A 19,211-nucleotide genomic window follows, 5' to 3' on the forward strand; every position below is an offset into this window, starting at 1 on the left:
AATCAGAATTTTTTTAGAAATTTGTGTAAAAAAGTTTTTCCAAAAGGCTTCCATTTTTCTTTATGCAGGGAACGTAGCCCGTGCAATCCGTAACAAAGCGGCTTACAAGTGGATCGCGGGAACCGTTGGTGTACATGGACGGATGCGATGCCTGAATCACGCCGCTGCTCTGGTAAACGCAGAAGAAAAGCCCCATGGAAGCCGTGCGGCCGGAAGCGCTCCATGAAGAAACGAGTGAGTCATTTAGAGATCGGACCAGCCTGCTTTTTCTGTCGTTTGAATCCATAAAGGAAAGCAAGTCCTTCAAGTCAACGTAAAAATCGCTGGGATATGAAACCGCGCAGTAGGAAACGCATTTTTCCGTAAAGACTGAAAAGACCTTATCCCTGTCGTCTTTAGTCTTTATCGAGGCCGCAAGACTTTTTGCGTAAAGGGAAAGCTGGTTTACAAGCTCAGGGATTTTCTCCAGATTGATGCAGGAAAAAGCGGCGTAAGTGTAGTTTTTATAGCTTTTCTTAAACTGGGAGCAAGCGGCTTCCATAAAGGAAGAGACGGTCTTTTTACCTGCCAGAAAGTCTGTGAAAAGGTCCGTGTAGTTCCAGCCGCTTTCAGGAACGAGGGCCGGAGTGCCGACCATGTATTTTGCGCAGGAAGAAAGCTCGTATGCGCTTTCAAGGCAGACTCCGAAGCAGGTGTCAAAGCCAATCACGCTGATTTTTTCCCCGCCCATGCCCTCTGAAATCGCCTGCCTCATTTGGGAAATGGTCATGTAGGAAGAAGAAGCAGAATCGATGGCGACGGCCCGATAAGGCTCAGCCGGAAGCTCAGAAGAACGCCAGCCTGTTCCGTGACCCCAGATAATCAGGGCATAATTTTCAGCAGGATAACATCTTCTTGCAAAGGACAAAAATCCTGACATCGTAAGGGGATTTGCCATGTCCAGCTCGGTCGCGCCATCCTTTTTTAGGCAAAGTTCCTCGCAGTCCAGCCACTCGCTTGCAATCATGGTCTTGTTCTGCTGCTCGTCCTTTGAAATCCTGTAGAGCCGGGTGTCAGTCCAGTTGCCGTTCGTCGCATCATAGTTTTCCGAACGGTCAAAAAGAACCAGAAGATTGGCGTCCTCTCCGTAGTCGACCTGCTCCATCTCGTTGAAGTCAGTGATTCCGTCTCCCTCAAGATTGTTGTCGGCGGCCATGTAAAGAAGAAAAGTCCACTTCCTTTTTTCATGCAGGCTCAAATCCTCGTCAAGTTTTTCATCAACTTCGACTTCGTAAAGCGTATCATCAGGATAATAAATGTCTTCTTCGCCTGAACTTTCTTCCGAAGAACTATCGCCAGCCGGACTTTCTGATTCCGCAGCCGGTTTTGCAGTCTTGCCGTCATCTTTGGGAAGCACATAGGAATCCGGGCAGGAATAATCGTTTCCGCAGGAAGAGAAAATAGTCAGCAGGAAAAGAATATGAATCAGTCTCAGATATTTTTTCATTCATGCTCCTCCGTCACACAGAACATTCCGTAGGGATCCTTCCAGACGCTGCCGTCCGAATAGTGGATTTCCCGCACATAGATGAAATCCACAAGATAGGGCTCGTCGGGCAGGACTGAAATGTAATGGTCAAGATTTATCACGAAATCTATGTTTGAGCCGGCTGCCATAAACCACTGGCATTTGGAGACTATGCAGTTCGAGCAGTTGAAGGGATTTTCGCCGTCCGAATCGTAAAGCATGAAGGACAGGGTAAATGAATCGATGCTCTTGCTGCTGTCATTGAAAAGACCGAAGTGCATTCCGGCAAATTTGTGCTTGTCTTCAAATTCTCCCAGCTCCACATGGGGATTTGAAATCAGATAGGGACATGAAAAACAGTCCGTCGTCTCACAAGACATGAAGGACGTGAGCAGTAAAATCGACGGCAAAAGATACTTAAAGAGCACCTTTATCACAAAGAAAATTTTATTCTGCATTCCGACCTCCTAAAAACCTTCAAGGCTTGCAAGAAAGGCCTTTTCGTGCTTGGACGATGGAGATGAGCAATATGCAATCAGCTGCTTGTAGCAGTTAAAAATTGCATTGGATTCATTCAGCTTTTTGGACTTGTAGAGAAGTTTTTTTGCCGCAGAATAATTCTTTTCCTTTATAAAGCTTTCAATCTGGGGCAAAATCGACTCCAGGCTTTCCACCTCAATGCAGACAATTGATTTTCTGTCGTAAAAAGAAACTTCCTGCTCAGTCGAGCACCAGCCGTCTCCTGAGCCAGAGATAACATAATTTCCGGCAGGCAGGTCGCGGATTACAAAGACTCCGCCCGCATCAGTGATTGCGTTTAAGCCGATTCCGGCGTTTATGTGATAATTGGGAACAGGCTTTCCATCCGTGTCACAGACCCTGCCAGTGAGAACGGCTTTCCCTTCGAATTTTGTTGAAGCGCACGAAAAGAAAAGCGCTGAAAGAATAATCAAAAAGAATTTACTAGTTCGCATTTACAAGCTCCTTTTTTTCAAATGCCATACGACCGTCCGAATTTCTGTAGCAGACAAGGACAGAGCCGTCTTTTTTCTTGATTTCACCGATTTTATTTTTTGCTATCAGGCCAGGACCGGAAGAAGCCGGAGCAAGCTGAAAAAGATTTGCGGGCTTTTTGGCAAGCTTGATTTCCGAGCCGAAAAGATAGGCGTACTGGGCCGCAAGCTGCAGGGGACTGAATGAATCAGGCTCCATCTTTTTGAGGAAAACCAGCTTTACCTTACACATTCCGCCCTTCTCAGAAAGGGAAATGAACTTTTCTGCCCAGCAGGCATTTTCAGCTTCTGTCGCCGCAATTTTCAGGCAGGAATAAAGGATTTCCCGGCGGGCAAAGAAAGAGAATTCCACGCTTTCGTCTCCGTTACGCTCCCCTTCAAAGACAGCCCCCAGGTCCCTCAGCTGCTTTCTGATTGCAACCACAGAGGCAATCTCTTCCTCAGCCGCCTTTTCTCCTTCCGGAATGATTTTTTTTGCGGGCAAATCACAGCTGAAAGGAAGAACCATCTCGAACTGGGGCTCATTATCCTTGAAGGAAACGACGCAGTACTGGGCATTGGCGACTTCCTCGCAGTTACAGCCCTTTATCGAAAAAGTGCAGAGACCACCGGCCTTTCCATTTGCAAGTGAGTCATTTCTGTTATACGAAAACGTGGCAACTTTTCCGCCGTGAGAGCTTACCGAAGCAAAAACCGAGGAAATCAGCTCTTCCGCATGAGAAAGAGATTTTTCCGGGGCAGCAAGGACTTTTTCGTCTTCCAGAATCTGAGAGCAAATTTTCTCGCTGCTGGAAGATTCCGGGGCCATGAGGGATTTTGCGATTCTGAACGAAAAGATTCCCGAGAGCACAAGCAGGGCAAGACTGCAGGCCTGCAAGATTTTAGTTCCGCCCGAAAAGACTTTGCGGTTCTTCTCGCTCTCAAGATAGAGTTTTCCGCCCCCGCTCTTATACTGGGCCAGGCTTGCTTTTTCCATGACGACGACCTCGGCAAGCAGATTTTTCTTTTCAAGCGAATATTTCGTGTCATAGCAGCAATTGGCTGAAAAACGCGGGTGCATTTTCTCCAGCTGGCTCACGATAAAATTCCTTCGGTGGGAAAAAATACATTTCCAGGGAAGGAAAATCCTGTAAAATTCATAATCAGACGCTTTGATAATTGTTTTTTTCATAATTTTCTCCTTTTTGAATCAGCTTTTTTTTATCTGAGCATGTAATCCATGGCCAGAAAATTTGAAGTGCCGGCAAGGGACTTTCCGATTGCCATCACAGTGCACAAGAGGAAGGTCAGCAGGCAGAAAATCCCAGTGGCCGTGAAAAGCAGGTAGCTGTAGCCCAGATTTCTTTTGAACTCTTCCAGAATCAGTCTTGTCAGCAAAATCTTTTTCATAAGTTTTTTCATTTTTTCCTCCTTTTTTATTCCCATGAAAGTATGTCCTTGTCAGAGCCGGTACCACCCTCGCTCTTGTCCGCTCCCAGCGAAATGATTCCGAAGGGCAGCCCTTTTGGAAGCTCCACCCCGCTTGCCGTATCCTTGACCACATAGATGTATTGGTTGCCCCAGGGATCAGCCGTAATTTTTTTGTCCGTGTAGGGACCGTTCCAGTTTTCTGCCAGAGGAAAAAGCTCAGGTTCCTCCCACAAGGCCATGAGCCCCTGTTCCTCGGTCGGGAAACGCCCGCAGTCAGCAAAATAGTTCTGAAGCGAAAGCTTAAGCTGCTCAATCTGAGCCTTTGCCGAAGCCGTCCGGGCTTTTTGAATCATCTTGTGGGCCGCAATTCCAACCTGAGAAGTAAGGATTGCAGTCACGGCAAGGACGGCCAGAGTCTCGATAAAGGTGAAGCCGGCATCCTTACGATTTTTCAGTTTTCCAAGATTTTTCCGCGTGATTTTTTTCATATAAGTCCTCCAAAATTTGTGATGTATGGCAAAAAAGCCGTTTTTAAAATCAAGGTGATGTAAAATGAAGCAAGAATAAGCAAAATTGGCTGCACAAGAGCAAGAAAGGCCTTTTCCTGCCCCTCATGCTTTGTCCAGATGTAATTGGCCGTCTTTTTAAAGCCGTTGTTTTTCCCGGTTTCCTCGCACAAGGAAAGATTTTCCGAAAGCAGAAGTCCTTCTTTTTTAAAGCCCGCTTTCTCAAAGCATTTTCCAAAGCAGAGGGCGATTTTCTCCCCATCCAAAAGCTGCTCCCTAACAGAAAGCAGGGCCCCGGCAAGTTTTTTATCCCTTTCACAGAAGGCAAAAGCACAGTTGACTGCCGCCAGAGTCGGAAGGGAATTTTCAGAAAGAAAATCCATCGTCCTGAGCACGTTGAGGCAGGGACTTACGCGAATAACTTTTCCCAAAATAAAGACCAGCAGGAAAAAGCCTGCAAAAAGAAAGAGGTCAGCAAAAAGCATTGTCCTCAAAGCCTCAGCCTCAATCGCCCGGGCAGACTTTTCGCCGCCACTAAAAAGCTCAGAAAAAGCCGGAAGGAAAAAACGGACTGAAAAAAAGCCTGAAAGAGCGGTCAGCAAAACCAAAAATCCCGGATAAAGCAGGGCTGAAATAAGTTTTTCCCGGCTTTCCTTTTCATGGCAGAGAAGTTTTTTCAGGTGCAGAAGCAGGCTTGCAAGGTTCCCGCACTCTTCGGCCACGCTGATGTAGGCCAGATACCAGTCAGGAGTTTTTACAAAATCCGACATGCTCATTGCGGCTGAAAATTTGCTTCCCTCCGCCAGAGATTTTTGAAGGGAAAGGCAGAATTCTGAAAGTTTTTTGTCCCCGGAAGAAATTCTCCCCAGGATTCCAAGCGATTTTTGAAGAGGAATTCCGCTGGAGACGAGTTCAGAAAGTCTTTCTGTGAAAGAAATAAGTCGCTTTTTCCTGGAAAAGAAATTGAAAAATGAGTCCATTAAAAAACCTCCTTCACTTGTTCTGCCATTGGAATTTCAATCTGGGCCTCAAGACCAACCCTGCCCGCCTCATCAGAAATCAGCTTCTGAAAAATCACGGCAAGAAGGACAGTCGAAAATTCTGAAAAATCCACGCCCAGTTCCCTCATTCGGATTGAAGTTTCCCTAATTCCGCCCGTATGGACTGTCGCAAAAACCAGATGACCTGTAAGTGAAGCCTGAAGGACCGTTTTTGCGGTCAGTGAATCGCGGATTTCGCCCACGAAAATCACGTCCGGGTCCTGGCGGAAGATAAAGCGAAGGGCATCCGAAAAGCTCATGCCGGTCTCTTCGTCCACATGAATCTGAGTCACGCCGTCAAGAAGGTACTCAGGCGGGTCTTCAATCGTGATGATTTTTTTCCTGCGGCCGTAGATTTTTTCAAGCCGGGTCAAAAGAGAAGCCGCCGTCGTCGATTTTCCGCTGCCGGTCGCACCAGAAATCAAAATCAGCCCCTGCTCCTTTTGAAGGACTTTTTCAAGCTGGCCGCACTGGTCCACAGAAAAGCCGAGTTCTTCAAGGGAAAGGGGAATTCTAGTCACGTTCAAAAGCCTTAAAACGACACTTTCAGCAGCCCCACCCTCAGAAAAAGACGGAAGACAGGAAACGCGCACGAAAACCTGATTCTGGCCGGAAAACACAAACTGACCGTCCTGAGCCCGCCTGCTTTCAAGCACGTTGAGGTTTGAAAGGACTTTTATCCTTCGCACAAGTTCCCGGCTTTTTTCCGCAGAAAGCTCTGTAATGTCTTCCAGCTTCCCGGCAATCCTGAAACGCACGCATTTTTCTTCTATATGAATATCCGTCGCCCCTTTTTTGCAGGCTTCGTCCAAGAGGGTGTCCAAAAGCATGGTCGCCTCACTGGCTTCATTCAGCCTCTCGTTTTCCCTCTCACTTTCTCCATAACGCAGGGAAATTTCATGCTTGAGCTGCCCTTCATCGATTGGAATAAAATCGCAAAAGATCTCGCTCTCAGGCTTTTTTCCCTGGGAAGCAAAAAAAGACTCAACCGATTTGACAAGTTTTTTTCGCAGTTCCATGTTTGAGATGTCAGTCAGGCCGATTTTTACCAAATTTTCTTCGCTCTCGAGGACAACCGCGCCATTGTGAAGGCTGAAATTAACGGACAGGTCAAACTTGCTCATTTTTTTGCCTCCGCCACACAACCGGAAATATCAAGCAGCTGTTTCTTAAAGTCCTTTCGCTTTTTCTCAGCTTTTTTATCCGCGTCAAAACTTTCCGTGCTGGGAAGAAGATAAATGACAAGCTCTGTCTTTTCGTTTGAATCCTCGTCAACTTTAAAGAGCCGGCCGATTAAGGGGATTTTTGAGAAAAAGGGGATGCGGCTTATATTCTGATTTTCTTCTTCCTGGACAAGCCCGCTCAAAACAACAGGCTCCCCGGATTTGGCCCTCACTTCGGTAGTAATCACTTTTTCGCTGGTTGGCGGCGGATTTCCTGTCGTAGTGGACAAGTCGGTTCCCTGGCGAGAAACGCTGGCCGTGATTTTCGATGTAATCATTCCGTCGCCGCTTACGATTCCGATTACCTCAAGCTTTAAGCCGGAAATGATTTCCTTTGTAATGCCCGAATAGATAGGCTCTCCGGTCTCAGGATCCAGATTGTTGTCCCGGTAGCGGTAGGTGTTGGTATTCTGAAAGTTGATTGGCTTTCCGCTCACGCCGTTCAAAGTCGTGTCGGCAAAGACTTTGGCCCTGGACTCAGAAATAGCTGACTGAAGCTCACCTGCAAAGTGCAGGCCGAATGCGCTCACGACATCAAGATTCATGTTGAGGACGCTGCCAAGCTGAATGGCTCCCTCGTTTTTGTCGCCCACTCTGGCCCTGCCCGCCTTAAATTTGGGATTCCACTCGCTGCCCTTGGTCGACTGATACTGCATGATTAAAAGGTCGTAGCGGACTCTGGAAACAGGCTTGTCCAGCACAGCCAGCTCTTCCAAAAGACTTTGATAGGCCGCATCCGATCCGACAAAGAAAAAGCTGTCTCCGTGACCGGTATCGCTGATAGAAGATTTTTCAAGAAAAGGCGGAAGGTGAGCCATAAAATCTTCCGTGCGGATATATTTAAGGTTCACGACTCTGGCCTTGTTTTTACTGTCAACTCCGGCGACAAAATCCAGCACGGATTGAGCTTTTTCGTCATCAGAAAGAAACAAAAAATTCTGGCCGTCCCCAAGAAGAATGCATTCCAGCTCAGGAAACCTCTTGGCAAGCAGGGAAAGACATTCGCTGCCTTTAAGGAATTTCAGCCCGCACTTTCGCCAGACCTTTCCTGCCTGAGCAAAAAGATTCTTATTCTTTGAAGCCTTGAGGAAATAAACTCCGTCCTGAATCATGTATTCCGCCCCAGCCTGAATGCAAAGAAGCCCTAGAGCCTGGTCAAAATTTTCTGACTTGAAGCAGGCGCGCATGATTTTCTGCTCATTTGAGAGCGAGAAACAGAATTCCTTCCCAGCCTGAGAAAAGAATTTTTCCGCCGCAGCCGAAAGAGCTGAGTTCTGAACGTCCACGAACCACTTACCCTCGCTCAAAACAAAGGAAGCCTTTCCGCCCATCGAGTTCTGATTCTGACTTGAATTGTTCCTTGCTACATGGAAAGATTTTTCCTGCTCCTTTTCAAGCGAAAATCCCATGCAAAGCCCGGTAATCCTCTTCAAGATTTCCTCAGACTTACAGAAACCAGTGTGCAGGCTCACCTTGACCGCAGGAAGGGAATCATAAGTCACACAGAAACCGGTAGCAATCGCGACCTTTTCAAAAAGCTGCATTGGGCTCACATCAAAGGCATCGAGCGAATACAACTCATTGTTTTTCTGAATGCGGACACGGCTGACTGTCCAGCGGCTGTCTGACTTTTCGACATAAAGCCTGGACTGAAGCAGGAAGGCCTCAAAAGACTCGTCGAAATTTTCCCCGGTACAACGGAAGTCGGCTTTTCCAGAAACTGTATCATCAGCAGAAATAGAAAGCCCCGTGTAGAGAGAAAGAGCGTAAAGAATTTCATGAATGTCCCGGTTCACGAATTCGTAAGCTTCATCCGCAAAAGCAAGAGACTTGCCCAGCAGAAGAATTATTCCCAAGAACAGGCTCAGGATTTTTTGTCTTAGCAAGAACACAAAATACCTCCATTTTTTTTCTGTCTTCTTGCCTATTAATTGCCAAAATTTTTGCGTTTTCGGCAATGCAAAGTGAAAAAAGTCAGTAAAATCCAAATTTTTTTTTAATTTTTCAGCATTTTTTTCAAATTTTTATGTATAATTTAGAAAATATGACCGAGCTTTTTCCCAAAGACACTGTTTTTACAGTCTCAAACCTCACATCTTTAATCCGCGAAATTCTTGAAGGCACCTTCTCAAACATCACTTTGGAGGGTGAAATTTCAAATTACAGGCCCAATTCAAGCGGTCATCTTTACTTCACATTGAAGGACGAAGGAGCTCAAATCAGTGCCGTAATGTTCCGAGGCCGGGCAATGAGCCTTGATTTTGTGCCCAAGGACGGCATGAAGGTCAAATGCACCGGCTCCATTTCAGTCTATGCACCGCGCGGAAATTACCAGATTATCATCAACAAGATGGAGATTGCGGGAGCCGGAAACATACTTCAGATTCTTGAGGAACGAAAGCGCAAGCTGGCAGAAGAAGGTCTTTTCAATTCTGAGCGCAAAAAGCCGATTCCCCGGTTTTCAAAAAGGGTCGGAATCGTAACAAGCCCCACCGGAGCTGCCCTGCGAGACATCCTTCAGATTACAAAGAGACGGAATCCGGGCGTTGACGTTGTGATTTTACCGGCACTTGTTCAGGGAGAAGGAGCGGCTGTCACAATCGCAAACATGATTAAAACCGCCAATGACTTTGACATGTGCGACGTCCTCATTGTAGGCCGTGGCGGCGGATCCCTCGAAGACCTGCTTCCTTTCAGCGAGGAAGTCGTCGTCCGTGCAATTGCAGGCTCCCACATTCCGGTCGTAAGTGCAGTCGGTCACGAAATTGACTGGGCTTTAAGCGACTACGCAGCCGACATGCGCGCTCCCACCCCGTCAGCCGCCGCAGAACTTGTAGTTCCCAAGCAGAGCGACATTTTGCAGGGACTGGCAGCCTATAAAGAAGAATTTTACAATCAGATTACAGGCAAAGTTGAAAGATTAAAGCTCATGATTAAGTCTTTCGACGTGGGCAACATGGAAGTCCGCTTCCGCTCAATCGAACAGCCCCTTTTAAACAGACTGGAAAACGCCCGCCAGGCCATGATTGATGGAATGAATCAGAAAATCAAGGAAACAAGGCAAATCATCCAGCAGAGCGTCCACATTCTTGAGCAGGCAAGCCCCCAGACAATCCTGAACCGAGGCTACTCAATGGTACGCACCGAAGATGGAAAAATCGTCCGAAGCCCGCTCGACGCCAGTGCAGGCACAAGACTTGAAATCACTCCGGCAAATGGAAAAATCTACGCTAGGGTGGAATAATAAGAAAAGGCAGATTACATAATCAGTGGTTAAAACACAATATTTTTGATAGGATAAAAATATGAAATCATTTGAAGAAAACCTTTCCCGATTGGAAGAACTCACAGCAAATATCCGCAAGCAGGACATTTCCCTTGAAGATGCCCTTGCAAATTTTGAGGAAGGAATCAAACTCGCAAAAACTCTCGAAAAAGACATAGAAAAAATCGAAGGCAAAATCCAGATTCTAATGAATCAGCCGGTAAAGGCAGACCCGGCCTCACCCCTTCCCCAGATAAACATCGAGCCCCAGCTTGACCTCTTTTCCGGGGCAGACTCAATGACCGGAAGTGCCGGTGCTCCAACCGAAGGACTCCGCCAGTAATGGAAGAAGACATTTCAACTCCGCTCAACGCTCAAACTCCCGCCCGCCGCCCGGTCCGTGCCCTTTCAGTTGACGTCGCACGAAAAATCGCCGCCGGTGAAGTAATTGACCGGCCGGCCGCAATCGTGCGCGAGCTTCTCGACAATGCCGTAGATTCCGGGGCTGATTCAATCAACGTCGAAATCACAGGCGGCGGAATCGAAAAAATCCGAATCGCGGACAACGGAGCGGGCATGACTGAGGACGACCTCAAAAACTGCGCCCGCCCCCACTGCACAAGCAAAATCTCCGAATCCGAAGACCTTCTCAATCTCACGACCCTTGGTTTCCGCGGTGAAGCCCTTGCCTCAATCGCAGCCGTAGCCCGACTTTCAATCATGAGCGGCAGCAAAAAAATGCGGGCCAGCATCACCGAAGACCATTTAATCGAAAGTATTCCGCCGGTTCAGGACGGACAGGGCACAATAGTTATGAGCGAGGGGCTTTTTGAAAACTTCCCTGCCCGCCGCAATTTTTTAAAGCGACCGTCTTCTGAGACAATGATGTGCCGGGAAGTCTTCATCGAAAAATCCCTGCCCCGCCCGGACATTGCTTTCCGCCTCACGGTTGACGGCACAATCCGCCACGACCTTCCATCCGGTGTCTCTCTTGCAGAGCGTTTTGCCCGCGCCCTTGAACTCAAAGAAAGCACAAGTCTTTTTGCAGAAATAAAATCCAGCGGCAAGGAAAACGACGGCATAAGCGACTGGAGCTATTCACTCGTAATCGGAGAGCCGGGCATTTACCGAAATGACCGCAAGCAAATCTACATTTTCGTAAACGGCCGCAGAGTCCAGGAATATTCTTTAATGCAGGCAATCGAATACGGCTGTCAGGGCTTTTTCCCCAACGGCACTCATCCGGTGGCAGCCCTCTTCCTCAAAGTAAGTCCTCGACTTGTTGACTTCAACATCCATCCGGCCAAAAAGGAAGTACGCTTCAAGGACATTTCCAGCGTTCACCACGGAGTTTCAAGCGGAGTCAAAAATTACTTCAGAAGCTACGGAATCAAAAACAGCTTCGAGCGCGAGCAGGAAATTCAGGAAGAAATCGCCAAAAATGAAAGGAATACGCTTTTTCAGGCAATCGTTGATAACGAGCTGGCACGCGAGGAAAAGGATTCTCGAGGCTCACACTTCACGCCCGCACACGGAACTGCTGTTATTCCCGCGCGCGACGCGGGAATCTATTCCATTGACCACACGAAGCCGACTTATTCATCGAAGCTGGCAGAATACGCTCTGGATTTCCAGGCCGCCCCTCTCTCAAACTCAGCCGGCAACACTCCAAACTCAGCCGGCAACAATCAAAATGCAGCCGCTCGCACTCCAAACGCAGCCCCAGATTCAGCCGCTTCATCCACAGCTACAGCAGGCGCTCACTCATTTTCAGCGAGCACCGCTTTCGATTCAACCGACACCCTCAAAGTCGCATCCCCAACGAACATCCGCTTTCAGACCAATGCTTCTCCGGCTGAGCTTCGATTCTCAATTCCGGGTTCTTCACTCACATCGCGGGCCGAGCCTGACTTCATCTACTACGGCACCATTTTCGGCACCTTCCTCATGGTTCAGAAAAAAGGCGTTTTCTATCTGATTGACCAGCACGCAGCCCACGAACGAATCCTCTTCAACAGGCTGATGGCAGGAGGCAGCGAAAGTCAGGAACTTTTAGTCCCCTACGAAATACAGACTGAGTCCAAGGAAGACGACGACTATCTTGCTTCAATACAGGAGACACTCTCAAGCGCAGGCTTCAAGTGCGAGAACAAGGGCAAGGGCAAATGGATTTTCACATCGATTCCAGCCCGCTACACAGGAAGCGAAGCCGACTTAAAATCAGCCCTCTTTGAAAAGCACGTAAGCCCAGAAGAAATAATTTACCAGATTGCTGCAATGACAGCCTGCAAGGCCGCGGTCAAAGACGGAACGATTCTAGGCCCCGAAGCCGCAGAAAATCTTGCGCGGGAAGCCCTTCTTTTAAAAGATCCCCACTGCCCTCACGGCCGCCCCTGCTGGACAACCCTCACCAAGGAAGAGCTTTTCGCAAGGGTACGCCGCACAAGATAGCTTCACGGATTCGATTTTGTCACGCAATTTCGAATCCATGCACAAATTTCACATTTCTTACGCTCTTTTGACATATTTTGACATTCCTTCTCGTTCTTTTTAAGATTTACTTATAAAAAAAATTTTACAATTTTTGACAATTAGTTGATAATATTTCTATACGCTTTTTTAGAACTCAGGAGGTTCTATGAAAACAAACAGCTTATCTTTCAAAATTGTCATGAGGATAGCTTTACTTGTTGTTTCCATCTGCGTTTTGCTTACATCCTTTTCAGTTATTCTTCTTTACAAAGTACAAACAAATCAAGTAATAAGCACAATGACAAAATCACGTGATGATGCAGGTCAGCTCATCGAACTTTCAATCAACGCCTACATCCGAGAAGTCGAGGCAATCGCCCAGCGGCATGACATCAGGAGCATGGACTGGGAAAGTCAGCTTCCAATCCTTCAAAAAGAAGCCCTCAGGGTCGGATTCGAGTCTTTTGAGGTCGCAAACGCAAACGGCATGGCCCACTCAACAAAGGGCGGCGACATCTGGGTTGGTGGCCGCGACTACTACGGCAAGGCTCTTTCAGGTAAGGCAAACATTTCCGATCTGGTATATGACGAGCGCTATCAGAAAATGGTAGTCGTCATCTCAAGCCCCCTCATCAACGAAAGCGGCAGCACGGTCGGTGTTCTTTCGGGAGTTGCAGACGCATCCTTCACCAACAAAATCACTTCATCAATCCAGCTGGACTACGACGGCTTCATCTTCATCATCAACGATGCGGGCGAAAAAATGGCCGGTACTGATTACAAGGGCTGGTCAAGTCTTGAAAACAACATCCACGATCCAAAATATACGCCGGAAGGTCCTTTCGGTCAGTTCCGGGAAGCACAAATCAAGATGATTCAGGAAAAAACCGGCCTTGAGACCTTCTTCATGGACGGAAAGGAATATTTCCTCTCTTACATTTCAATCAACAACGACGAATGGCACCTGGGCATCATCCAGAACAAGCGAGAGGCACTGGCAATACTCAACGTCATCCTCACCCGAATGCTTGTAATTACAATCATTTCTATTGTACTCGGCTCACTTTTCGGACTCCTTCTTTCAAAGAGCCTGCGCCCTCTCAAACAGGTCAGCAGCAGCATCAACGAAATCGCATCCGGCAAGGCTGACCTCACCCAGAGAATCAACATCAAGACCGAATACGAAATCGGCGAGCTGGTAGACGGCTTCAACACCTTCACCGAAAAACTTCAGAGCATCATCAAAGTCATGAAGGAATCAAAGGATTCCCTCTTAAAAGTCGGAACATCCCTCAAGGGCGACACTGAAAACACCCTGGCTTCAATCGGCTCAATCATCGAAAACATCAACTCAACCCGCGAAGGAACAACCCTTCAGTTCTCAAGCGTTGAGCAGACGGCTTCGGCAGTCCATGAAATTGCGGCCAACATCGAGTCACTTGAGCGCATGGTCGAAAATCAGTCGGCAAGCGTAAAAGTCGCAAATGATGCAATCGTGGCAATGGTTCAGAACATCACCAAGGTAAACAATTCAGTTGACATGATGACAAATTCATTCAAGAACCTCACTGAAAAGGCCCAGAGCGGAGTCATTAAGCAGGACGACGTAAGCAATAAAATCTCAATCATCGGCGAACAGTCAAAAATGCTGGGCAACGCAAACAAGACCATCCGTGACATCGCAAGCCGAACAAACATGCTGGCCATGAACGCGGCAATCGAAGCGGCTCACGCAGGCGAATCAGGCAAGGGCTTCTCAGTCGTTGCAGACGAAATCCGCAAGCTTTCCGAAACTTCAACCGCCCAGTCAAAGGAAATCGGCGAACAGCTTAGCAACATTCAGGAATCAATCAAGGAAATCATCATCGCATCAAACGAATCTCAGATTGCATTCAAGAACGTCAGCGAAGAGATTCAGTCTACGGACCACCTGGTCAAAGAAATCGCAGTCGCAATGGACGAGCAGAAGACCGATTCAGAAAAAATCAACGAGTCCCTCAACAGCATGAACGACAGCACGGACATCGTTCTTTCGGCAGTAAACGAAATGTCAGAAGGAAACGCCGCAATCCTCAAGGAAATCCAGAACCTTCAGTCTTCGACAACAGAGCTCAAGCAGAACATGGACCAGATGGAAGAAGGCGCAGAATCAATCCGCCAGACAGGAACGGCACTTTCAGAAATTTCAAGCCAAATGGAAGCTTCCATCAACGAAATCGGCGGTCAGGTTGACCAGTTCCAGGTTTAAGGGAGGTATAAAATGAAGAAAATCACTGGCATAATTCTTTCTGTTACAGCAGCGGCTCTTTTGCTTACAGGCTGCTCAAAAAATAAAGACGGCAGCGTGCCGAAGAACTCAAAGGAAATCCATATCCGCGTCTGGGAGTCAAAAGACGGAATCGACACCTTCATAAAGCAGGCGGGCAAGGCTTACACAGCCCTTCACCCCAACGTAATCATCGATTTTGTCAACGTAAACGTCCACAACACCACCGAAGCTCTTGAAACAGACGGGCCAAACGGTGTCGGACCGGACATTATCGCGGCTCCCCACGACAAACTGGGCACCCTGGTCACAAAAAACCTCATCCTTCCCACGGAAAATCCCCAGGAAGTCTCAAGAAAAGTGCTCAAATCATGCTCAAAGGCACTCACCTACAACGGCATCATGTACGGCTACCCTGCCAGTGCCGAAACCTACGCCCTTTTCTACAACAAGAGCCTCATCCGCGAAAACGAACTTCCCCGCACATGGGACCAGCTCAAGGCCTGGGTTCAGAAATTCAACGAGGAAAATCCGGGAAAACTGGGCTTCGTAATGGACATTTTCTCCGGCTACTACTCGATTTTGTTCACCACGGCAGGAAACAACCGCCTCTACGGTGAAAGCGGCACAGACTCACAGAGACCGAACATGAACACGGCCGCCGCAATCAGCGGACTCAAGCTCTTCCAGTCCCTCAGAAGCGACCTGGGCCTTTACGACACCGAGCTCAGCACTGCTTCATGCGATGCCCTTTTTGCTTCGGGTAACGCCGCCATGCACATCACAGGCCTCTGGAACGTAAATCCATTTGAAAAGGCAGGAATTGACTTTGGCGTAACCACGATTCCATGCCTGCCAGGAGAATCAAATCCACCGGCTTCCTTCAGCGGAACACGTGGCATGTACGTCACAAGCTGCTCAAAGCACCCAAAAGAAGCGGCAGACTTCCTCGACTTCATCCTGTCACCGGAAATCCAGCAGATGCGCTTCAACCTAACAGGTTCTATGCCCTCAATCAACACAAGTGTAAACAGCAAGTACATGGCAGGATTCCTGAAGCAGCTGGAATATGCCTTCCCGATGCCGTCAATCCCGGCCATGGGCAAATTCTGGGGTGAAACAGAAGGAGCTCTCAAAAACATCTGGAACGGAGCCGACGTAGAAACAGAAGTCCGCTCACTCAACGAAAAGATTAAGGGATAAAAAGATAAAAAAATTGCCGGGTCACTTGGCCCGGCTTTTGTTTATTTCTGCAGCAACTTAAATACACCGTCTTCAGGATTATATGCAACTCCGAAGTCATCCTTCTCCTGAGGGTAAGTGCCCTTGATGAAGAACTTTTCAAGCAGAGAGATATAATACTTTGCGACCTTGTCATTCTGATTGTGCTCAGAAAGCTTCTGGAAGCCGGCCAGTGCCTCGGCGTACTTTTTAGCCTCGAACAGAGCCATAACCTCTTCCCAGTGATCCATGTATTTAAGGGTAAATTCGCCTGCCTCAGACTTTTCGTCAATCAGCTCGTAGAGGCGGATCGGCGTGTTTACGTTGACTACGCGGACACGGTCAAGGCTTCGAACGACAAAGCGGTCGCCAAGCATGTTCCGGGTGGCCTCACTGATTAAGATGCCGCCTGTTGAATACTGCTTGTTTACGCCCTCCAGACGGGAAGCAAGGTTTACGTTGTTGCCCATCATCGTGTAGTTCTTTTTGTTTTCGCTGCCCATGTAGCCTGCGACCATTTCACCTGAGTTCAAGCCGATTCGGGTGAAAATCTCGCGCTTGTTTTCGACCATAATCTTAAAGGCCGTATACAGTTCTTCGTCCATGCTTTCCGGTCTTGGATAGCGGACGATGCTGCGGATTTCCTCGTTCATGTCGACTTCAGACTTCTTCATCTTGATTGCAGCCGCACATGCTCTTGAAGCATGGTCTGCCATTGGAACAGGAGCACCGACAAGGGCGATGATTGCGTCACCTTCGTATTTGTCGACTGTTCCCCTCTCGTTCATGATGATGTCGCTCATTTTGGTGAGGTAGTAGTTCAAGAGGGCTACCAGCTGACCGGCAGTCAAAAGCTCAGAGAAGCCGGAGAATTTCTGGATGTCGGTGAACATGGCCGTCATTTCCAGAGTCTGGCCGCCAAGCTTGAATGAATCCGGGTTGGCAACGATGTCGTTTACGACTTCCTTTGAAAGACACTGGCTGAAAGCGCTTGTGATGAATTTCTTTTCTGAAGAAGTCAAAAGGAAATTGACAACCGTTGTGATTGCAAATGAGAATACAAGAGTGAACTCAGGAATAACGACACCGATATATTGTTTTGTGATATAGAAATAAGCGAAGAGAACAATGAGGGTGCCGAGGATTGCAAAAAGACCGAAGAGAATCTGCTTGACCGTACTCTTGATTCGGACGGCGATAAGTGAATAAACAAGGGCCAGAACCGCCGCGATAATGACAGAAACCCAGGCCGGGCTGTCATCAACAAAGTCCTGTGAAAGAATCTGGTTTGCCATCGTGTAGTGGGCGCCAGGATTCGGGAAAGCCTGCTGATACTGGTTGAGGCCAAAATCAGTCGTACTCGTGGCGTTGGTTCCGATGATACAGATTGCATTGCTGACACGGAGGGCAACTTCATCGCGTGAAGTCTCAACTTCGTGGAAAAGCTCGCGCATTTCGGCAAAAGTCTGGTTGATGTAGTCTTCCTCGCCGTATGCTTCAATAAGAAGCTTGTCCTGATTGCTTTCAAGATAAAGCTTTACAGTATCATAGTATTTTCCGCGCAGGACAGCATAGTTCTTTCGGGTAAGGCCGTTTTCCGGGTCTTCCGGGTTGGTACAGAGATATTCCTTTATGTGGCGGGCCTGCTCGTAGTAGCTTACAGGGTCATCGCCTTCCCAGAGGCCGAAAAGACCGGATTCACTCATGCTCATGATGCTTTTGTAAAGGTTGCGGTCAAGAAGTGAAAGGCGGTAGATGTTCCAGAGGGAAATCGAATTGTACTGATTGTAATTTTTGGCCGGGTACTTGATGATGAGCTTACCTTCTTCGTCACGCGGAATCTTTACGTCCTGAAGTGAACCGTCGTCCATCTTGCAGTTTTTGAGGGTGACATAAGAATTTGAGACATGAACTTCCGGGTCACCGAAACGCTTGAGGATTGGAACCAGGGTAAGCTGACCGTAGTAGTCGCCGTTGTATTTAAGGAGGATTGGCAGGCGGCGCAGATATCCGTCCTTGTCAGGCGGAGCGTTTACGAAGCCAGCCTTGCCTGCACGAACCATGAAATTGTGGATGGCAGGAATAACGCCCTTGTAGTCATAAGTGAGGGTGTCCCCTTCATCTACGACATTTTTGAGGGAAATATACTTTGAAAGATAGTCAACCTGCTCCTGATTTTCAAGCTGATAGGCATCTTCAAAAGTGAGAGTGAGATAGGAATCGCCGAAAAACTGAAGGGAATTGGCAAGAATTTCGTCAACGTCGCGAACAGTGTCAGCAACGGCCTCATTGACGGCTTCCTGGGCATCGGGAATCGAAATGTCGCCCGAATTGAGGTATGTGAAAGCCTCGTCAATCTTCCCCGGCAAATCCTCGGCAAGATAAGTTTCGTCTACCTTGCGCTGGCTTTTGTCGAGGAAGCTCAAATCGTATACAACCGCCTCAGTAGGAAAATCCTTGAGTACATCCATGGAATCGGCATAAACGTCGCGTCCAAAAGGCCAGACGCCAATCTCATTGACGGAATAGTCATCAACATTAATCATGATGATGTCACTTCTCTCTTCAAGCGGAGTAAGCGGGCGCTGGAACCAGTCTGCTATCTTTCTGTCCAGGCTGGGAACGAAAACAACAGCGACAAGAACAATAAGTGCAAAGACAATAATCTCTGACACAGGAACAATAACTTTTAATAACTTTTTCATAATACTTTTAATCTAAATAAAAAAAATCCTGCAAGAATTTGCAGGATTTCTAACGACTTACGAAAGGCTACTCATCCCATTCGAGGTCTTTTTTTGCTTCTGAAGCGCGAGAAGAAGCTGTAGCAACACCGCTCTGTGAACCTTCTGCCTTTTTAGCAACATTGTTCTTTGAGAGAGTTGCCTTTTTGAGACCGCCTTTTGAGCCAGTTGCAGAAGCGAGGCTCTCGATTGAACCTTTCTGCATAGCTTTGATTGTTGCAGATGAACTGCCATCTGAAACAACGAGGCTTGAGTTCAAAGCTGTGTTGATGTTTGTGCCAGCAACGAGCTCCTGACCGACAGTAACAGCCTTCCATTCACCGTTTGCTTCGTATGTAACTTTGCCAGTTACGCGCTCAACCTTGTAAGAGCCAGCCGCAAACAGAGAAGCAGCAGCAAAGAATGCTACCATCCCGATAATAAGAGTTTTGATAAGTTTCATAGGAACACCCCCCTAAATTAAAGACACTTTGTGTATCTTATTTTTTCTTAATTAGAATATTAACGCGTAAAAATGAACTTGTCAATTTTTTACACAAAATTT

Annotated in this window: 16 protein-coding genes; 5 read left to right on the forward strand and 11 right to left on the reverse strand. The window is 47.6% G+C overall.

Going from position 1 to position 19,211, the window contains the following annotated elements; all coding sequences use genetic code 11:
* Positions 1-13: 13 nt before the first annotated feature.
* From HNP76_RS04935 to HNP76_RS04975, 9 genes are read right to left on the reverse strand one after another with little or no spacing between them, the layout of a single operon-like run.
* Complete coding sequence (locus tag HNP76_RS04935; RefSeq protein ID WP_184658088.1) at positions 14-1,486, reverse strand: clostripain-related cysteine peptidase; 1,473 nt, start codon at positions 1,484-1,486, stop codon at positions 14-16.
* Complete coding sequence (locus tag HNP76_RS04940) at positions 1,483-1,965, reverse strand: hypothetical protein (RefSeq protein WP_184658090.1); 483 nt, start codon at positions 1,963-1,965, stop codon at positions 1,483-1,485. Before HNP76_RS04940 ends, HNP76_RS04935 begins: the two co-directional genes overlap by 4 nt.
* 9 nt (positions 1,966-1,974) lie before the next feature.
* On the reverse strand, positions 1,975-2,481 hold the full coding sequence (locus HNP76_RS04945) for a carboxypeptidase-like regulatory domain-containing protein (RefSeq protein ID WP_184658092.1): 507 nt from the start codon (positions 2,479-2,481) through the stop codon (positions 1,975-1,977).
* The gene (locus tag HNP76_RS04950) at positions 2,471-3,691 is read right to left on the reverse strand and encodes a hypothetical protein (RefSeq protein WP_184658094.1); all 1,221 of its coding nucleotides are present in this window, start codon (positions 3,689-3,691) and stop codon (positions 2,471-2,473) included. The genes HNP76_RS04945 and HNP76_RS04950 overlap by 11 nt, the downstream gene beginning before the upstream one ends.
* A gap of 29 nt (positions 3,692-3,720) precedes the next feature.
* A complete protein-coding gene (locus HNP76_RS04955; protein ID WP_184658096.1) occupies positions 3,721-3,921 on the reverse strand; it encodes a hypothetical protein in 201 nt (66 codons plus the stop codon).
* A 14-nt stretch (positions 3,922-3,935) separates the two neighbouring features.
* Complete coding sequence (gene gspG / locus HNP76_RS04960) at positions 3,936-4,418, reverse strand: type II secretion system major pseudopilin GspG (protein ID WP_184658098.1); 483 nt, start codon at positions 4,416-4,418, stop codon at positions 3,936-3,938.
* Complete coding sequence (locus HNP76_RS04965) at positions 4,415-5,416, reverse strand: type II secretion system F family protein (protein WP_184658100.1); 1,002 nt, start codon at positions 5,414-5,416, stop codon at positions 4,415-4,417. Before HNP76_RS04965 ends, gspG begins: the two co-directional genes overlap by 4 nt.
* Positions 5,416-6,600: a GspE/PulE family protein gene (locus HNP76_RS04970; RefSeq protein ID WP_184658102.1), complete on the reverse strand. Its 1,185-nt coding sequence runs from the start codon at positions 6,598-6,600 to the stop codon at positions 5,416-5,418. The genes HNP76_RS04965 and HNP76_RS04970 overlap by 1 nt, the downstream gene beginning before the upstream one ends.
* Positions 6,597-8,591 (reverse strand): type II secretion system protein GspD, encoded by a 1,995-nt coding sequence (locus tag HNP76_RS04975; protein WP_184658104.1) that lies wholly within the window; start codon positions 8,589-8,591, stop codon positions 6,597-6,599. Before HNP76_RS04975 ends, HNP76_RS04970 begins: the two co-directional genes overlap by 4 nt.
* A gap of 152 nt (positions 8,592-8,743) precedes the next feature.
* Here HNP76_RS04975 and xseA point away from each other — a divergent pair, with 152 nt between their 5' ends.
* The 5 genes from xseA to HNP76_RS05000 all read left to right on the forward strand — a co-directional run bounded on the left by xseA (position 8,744) and on the right by HNP76_RS05000 (position 15,905).
* Positions 8,744-9,943: an exodeoxyribonuclease VII large subunit gene (xseA, locus tag HNP76_RS04980; RefSeq protein WP_184658106.1), complete on the forward strand. Its 1,200-nt coding sequence runs from the start codon at positions 8,744-8,746 to the stop codon at positions 9,941-9,943.
* Positions 9,944-10,004: 61 nt separating this feature from the next.
* Entirely contained in the window at positions 10,005-10,307 is a 303-nt protein-coding gene (xseB, locus tag HNP76_RS04985; protein ID WP_184658108.1) for an exodeoxyribonuclease VII small subunit, read from the forward strand.
* Positions 10,307-12,415 (forward strand): DNA mismatch repair endonuclease MutL, encoded by a 2,109-nt coding sequence (mutL, locus tag HNP76_RS04990; protein WP_184658110.1) that lies wholly within the window; start codon positions 10,307-10,309, stop codon positions 12,413-12,415. Before xseB ends, mutL begins: the two co-directional genes overlap by 1 nt.
* A 187-nt stretch (positions 12,416-12,602) precedes the next feature.
* Positions 12,603-14,684, forward strand: coding sequence for a methyl-accepting chemotaxis protein (locus tag HNP76_RS04995; protein WP_184658112.1), 2,082 nt, complete (start codon positions 12,603-12,605; stop codon positions 14,682-14,684).
* Positions 14,685-14,696: 12 nt separating this feature from the next.
* Positions 14,697-15,905, forward strand: coding sequence for a sugar ABC transporter substrate-binding protein (locus HNP76_RS05000; RefSeq protein WP_184658114.1), 1,209 nt, complete (start codon positions 14,697-14,699; stop codon positions 15,903-15,905).
* A 41-nt stretch (positions 15,906-15,946) separates the two neighbouring features.
* Here HNP76_RS05000 and HNP76_RS05005 read toward each other — a convergent pair whose 3' ends face one another.
* Entirely contained in the window at positions 15,947-18,628 is a 2,682-nt protein-coding gene (locus HNP76_RS05005; protein ID WP_184658116.1) for a CHASE2 domain-containing protein, read from the reverse strand.
* Between the two features lie 67 nt (positions 18,629-18,695).
* Positions 18,696-19,109, reverse strand: a complete 414-nt coding sequence (locus HNP76_RS05010; protein ID WP_184658118.1) for a FecR family protein — start codon at positions 19,107-19,109, stop codon at positions 18,696-18,698.
* Positions 19,110-19,211: the final 102 nt, after the last annotated feature.

The sequence above is a fragment of the Treponema ruminis genome (genome assembly GCF_014201975.1).
GTDB classification, from domain to species: domain Bacteria; phylum Spirochaetota; class Spirochaetia; order Treponematales; family Treponemataceae; genus Treponema_D; species Treponema_D ruminis.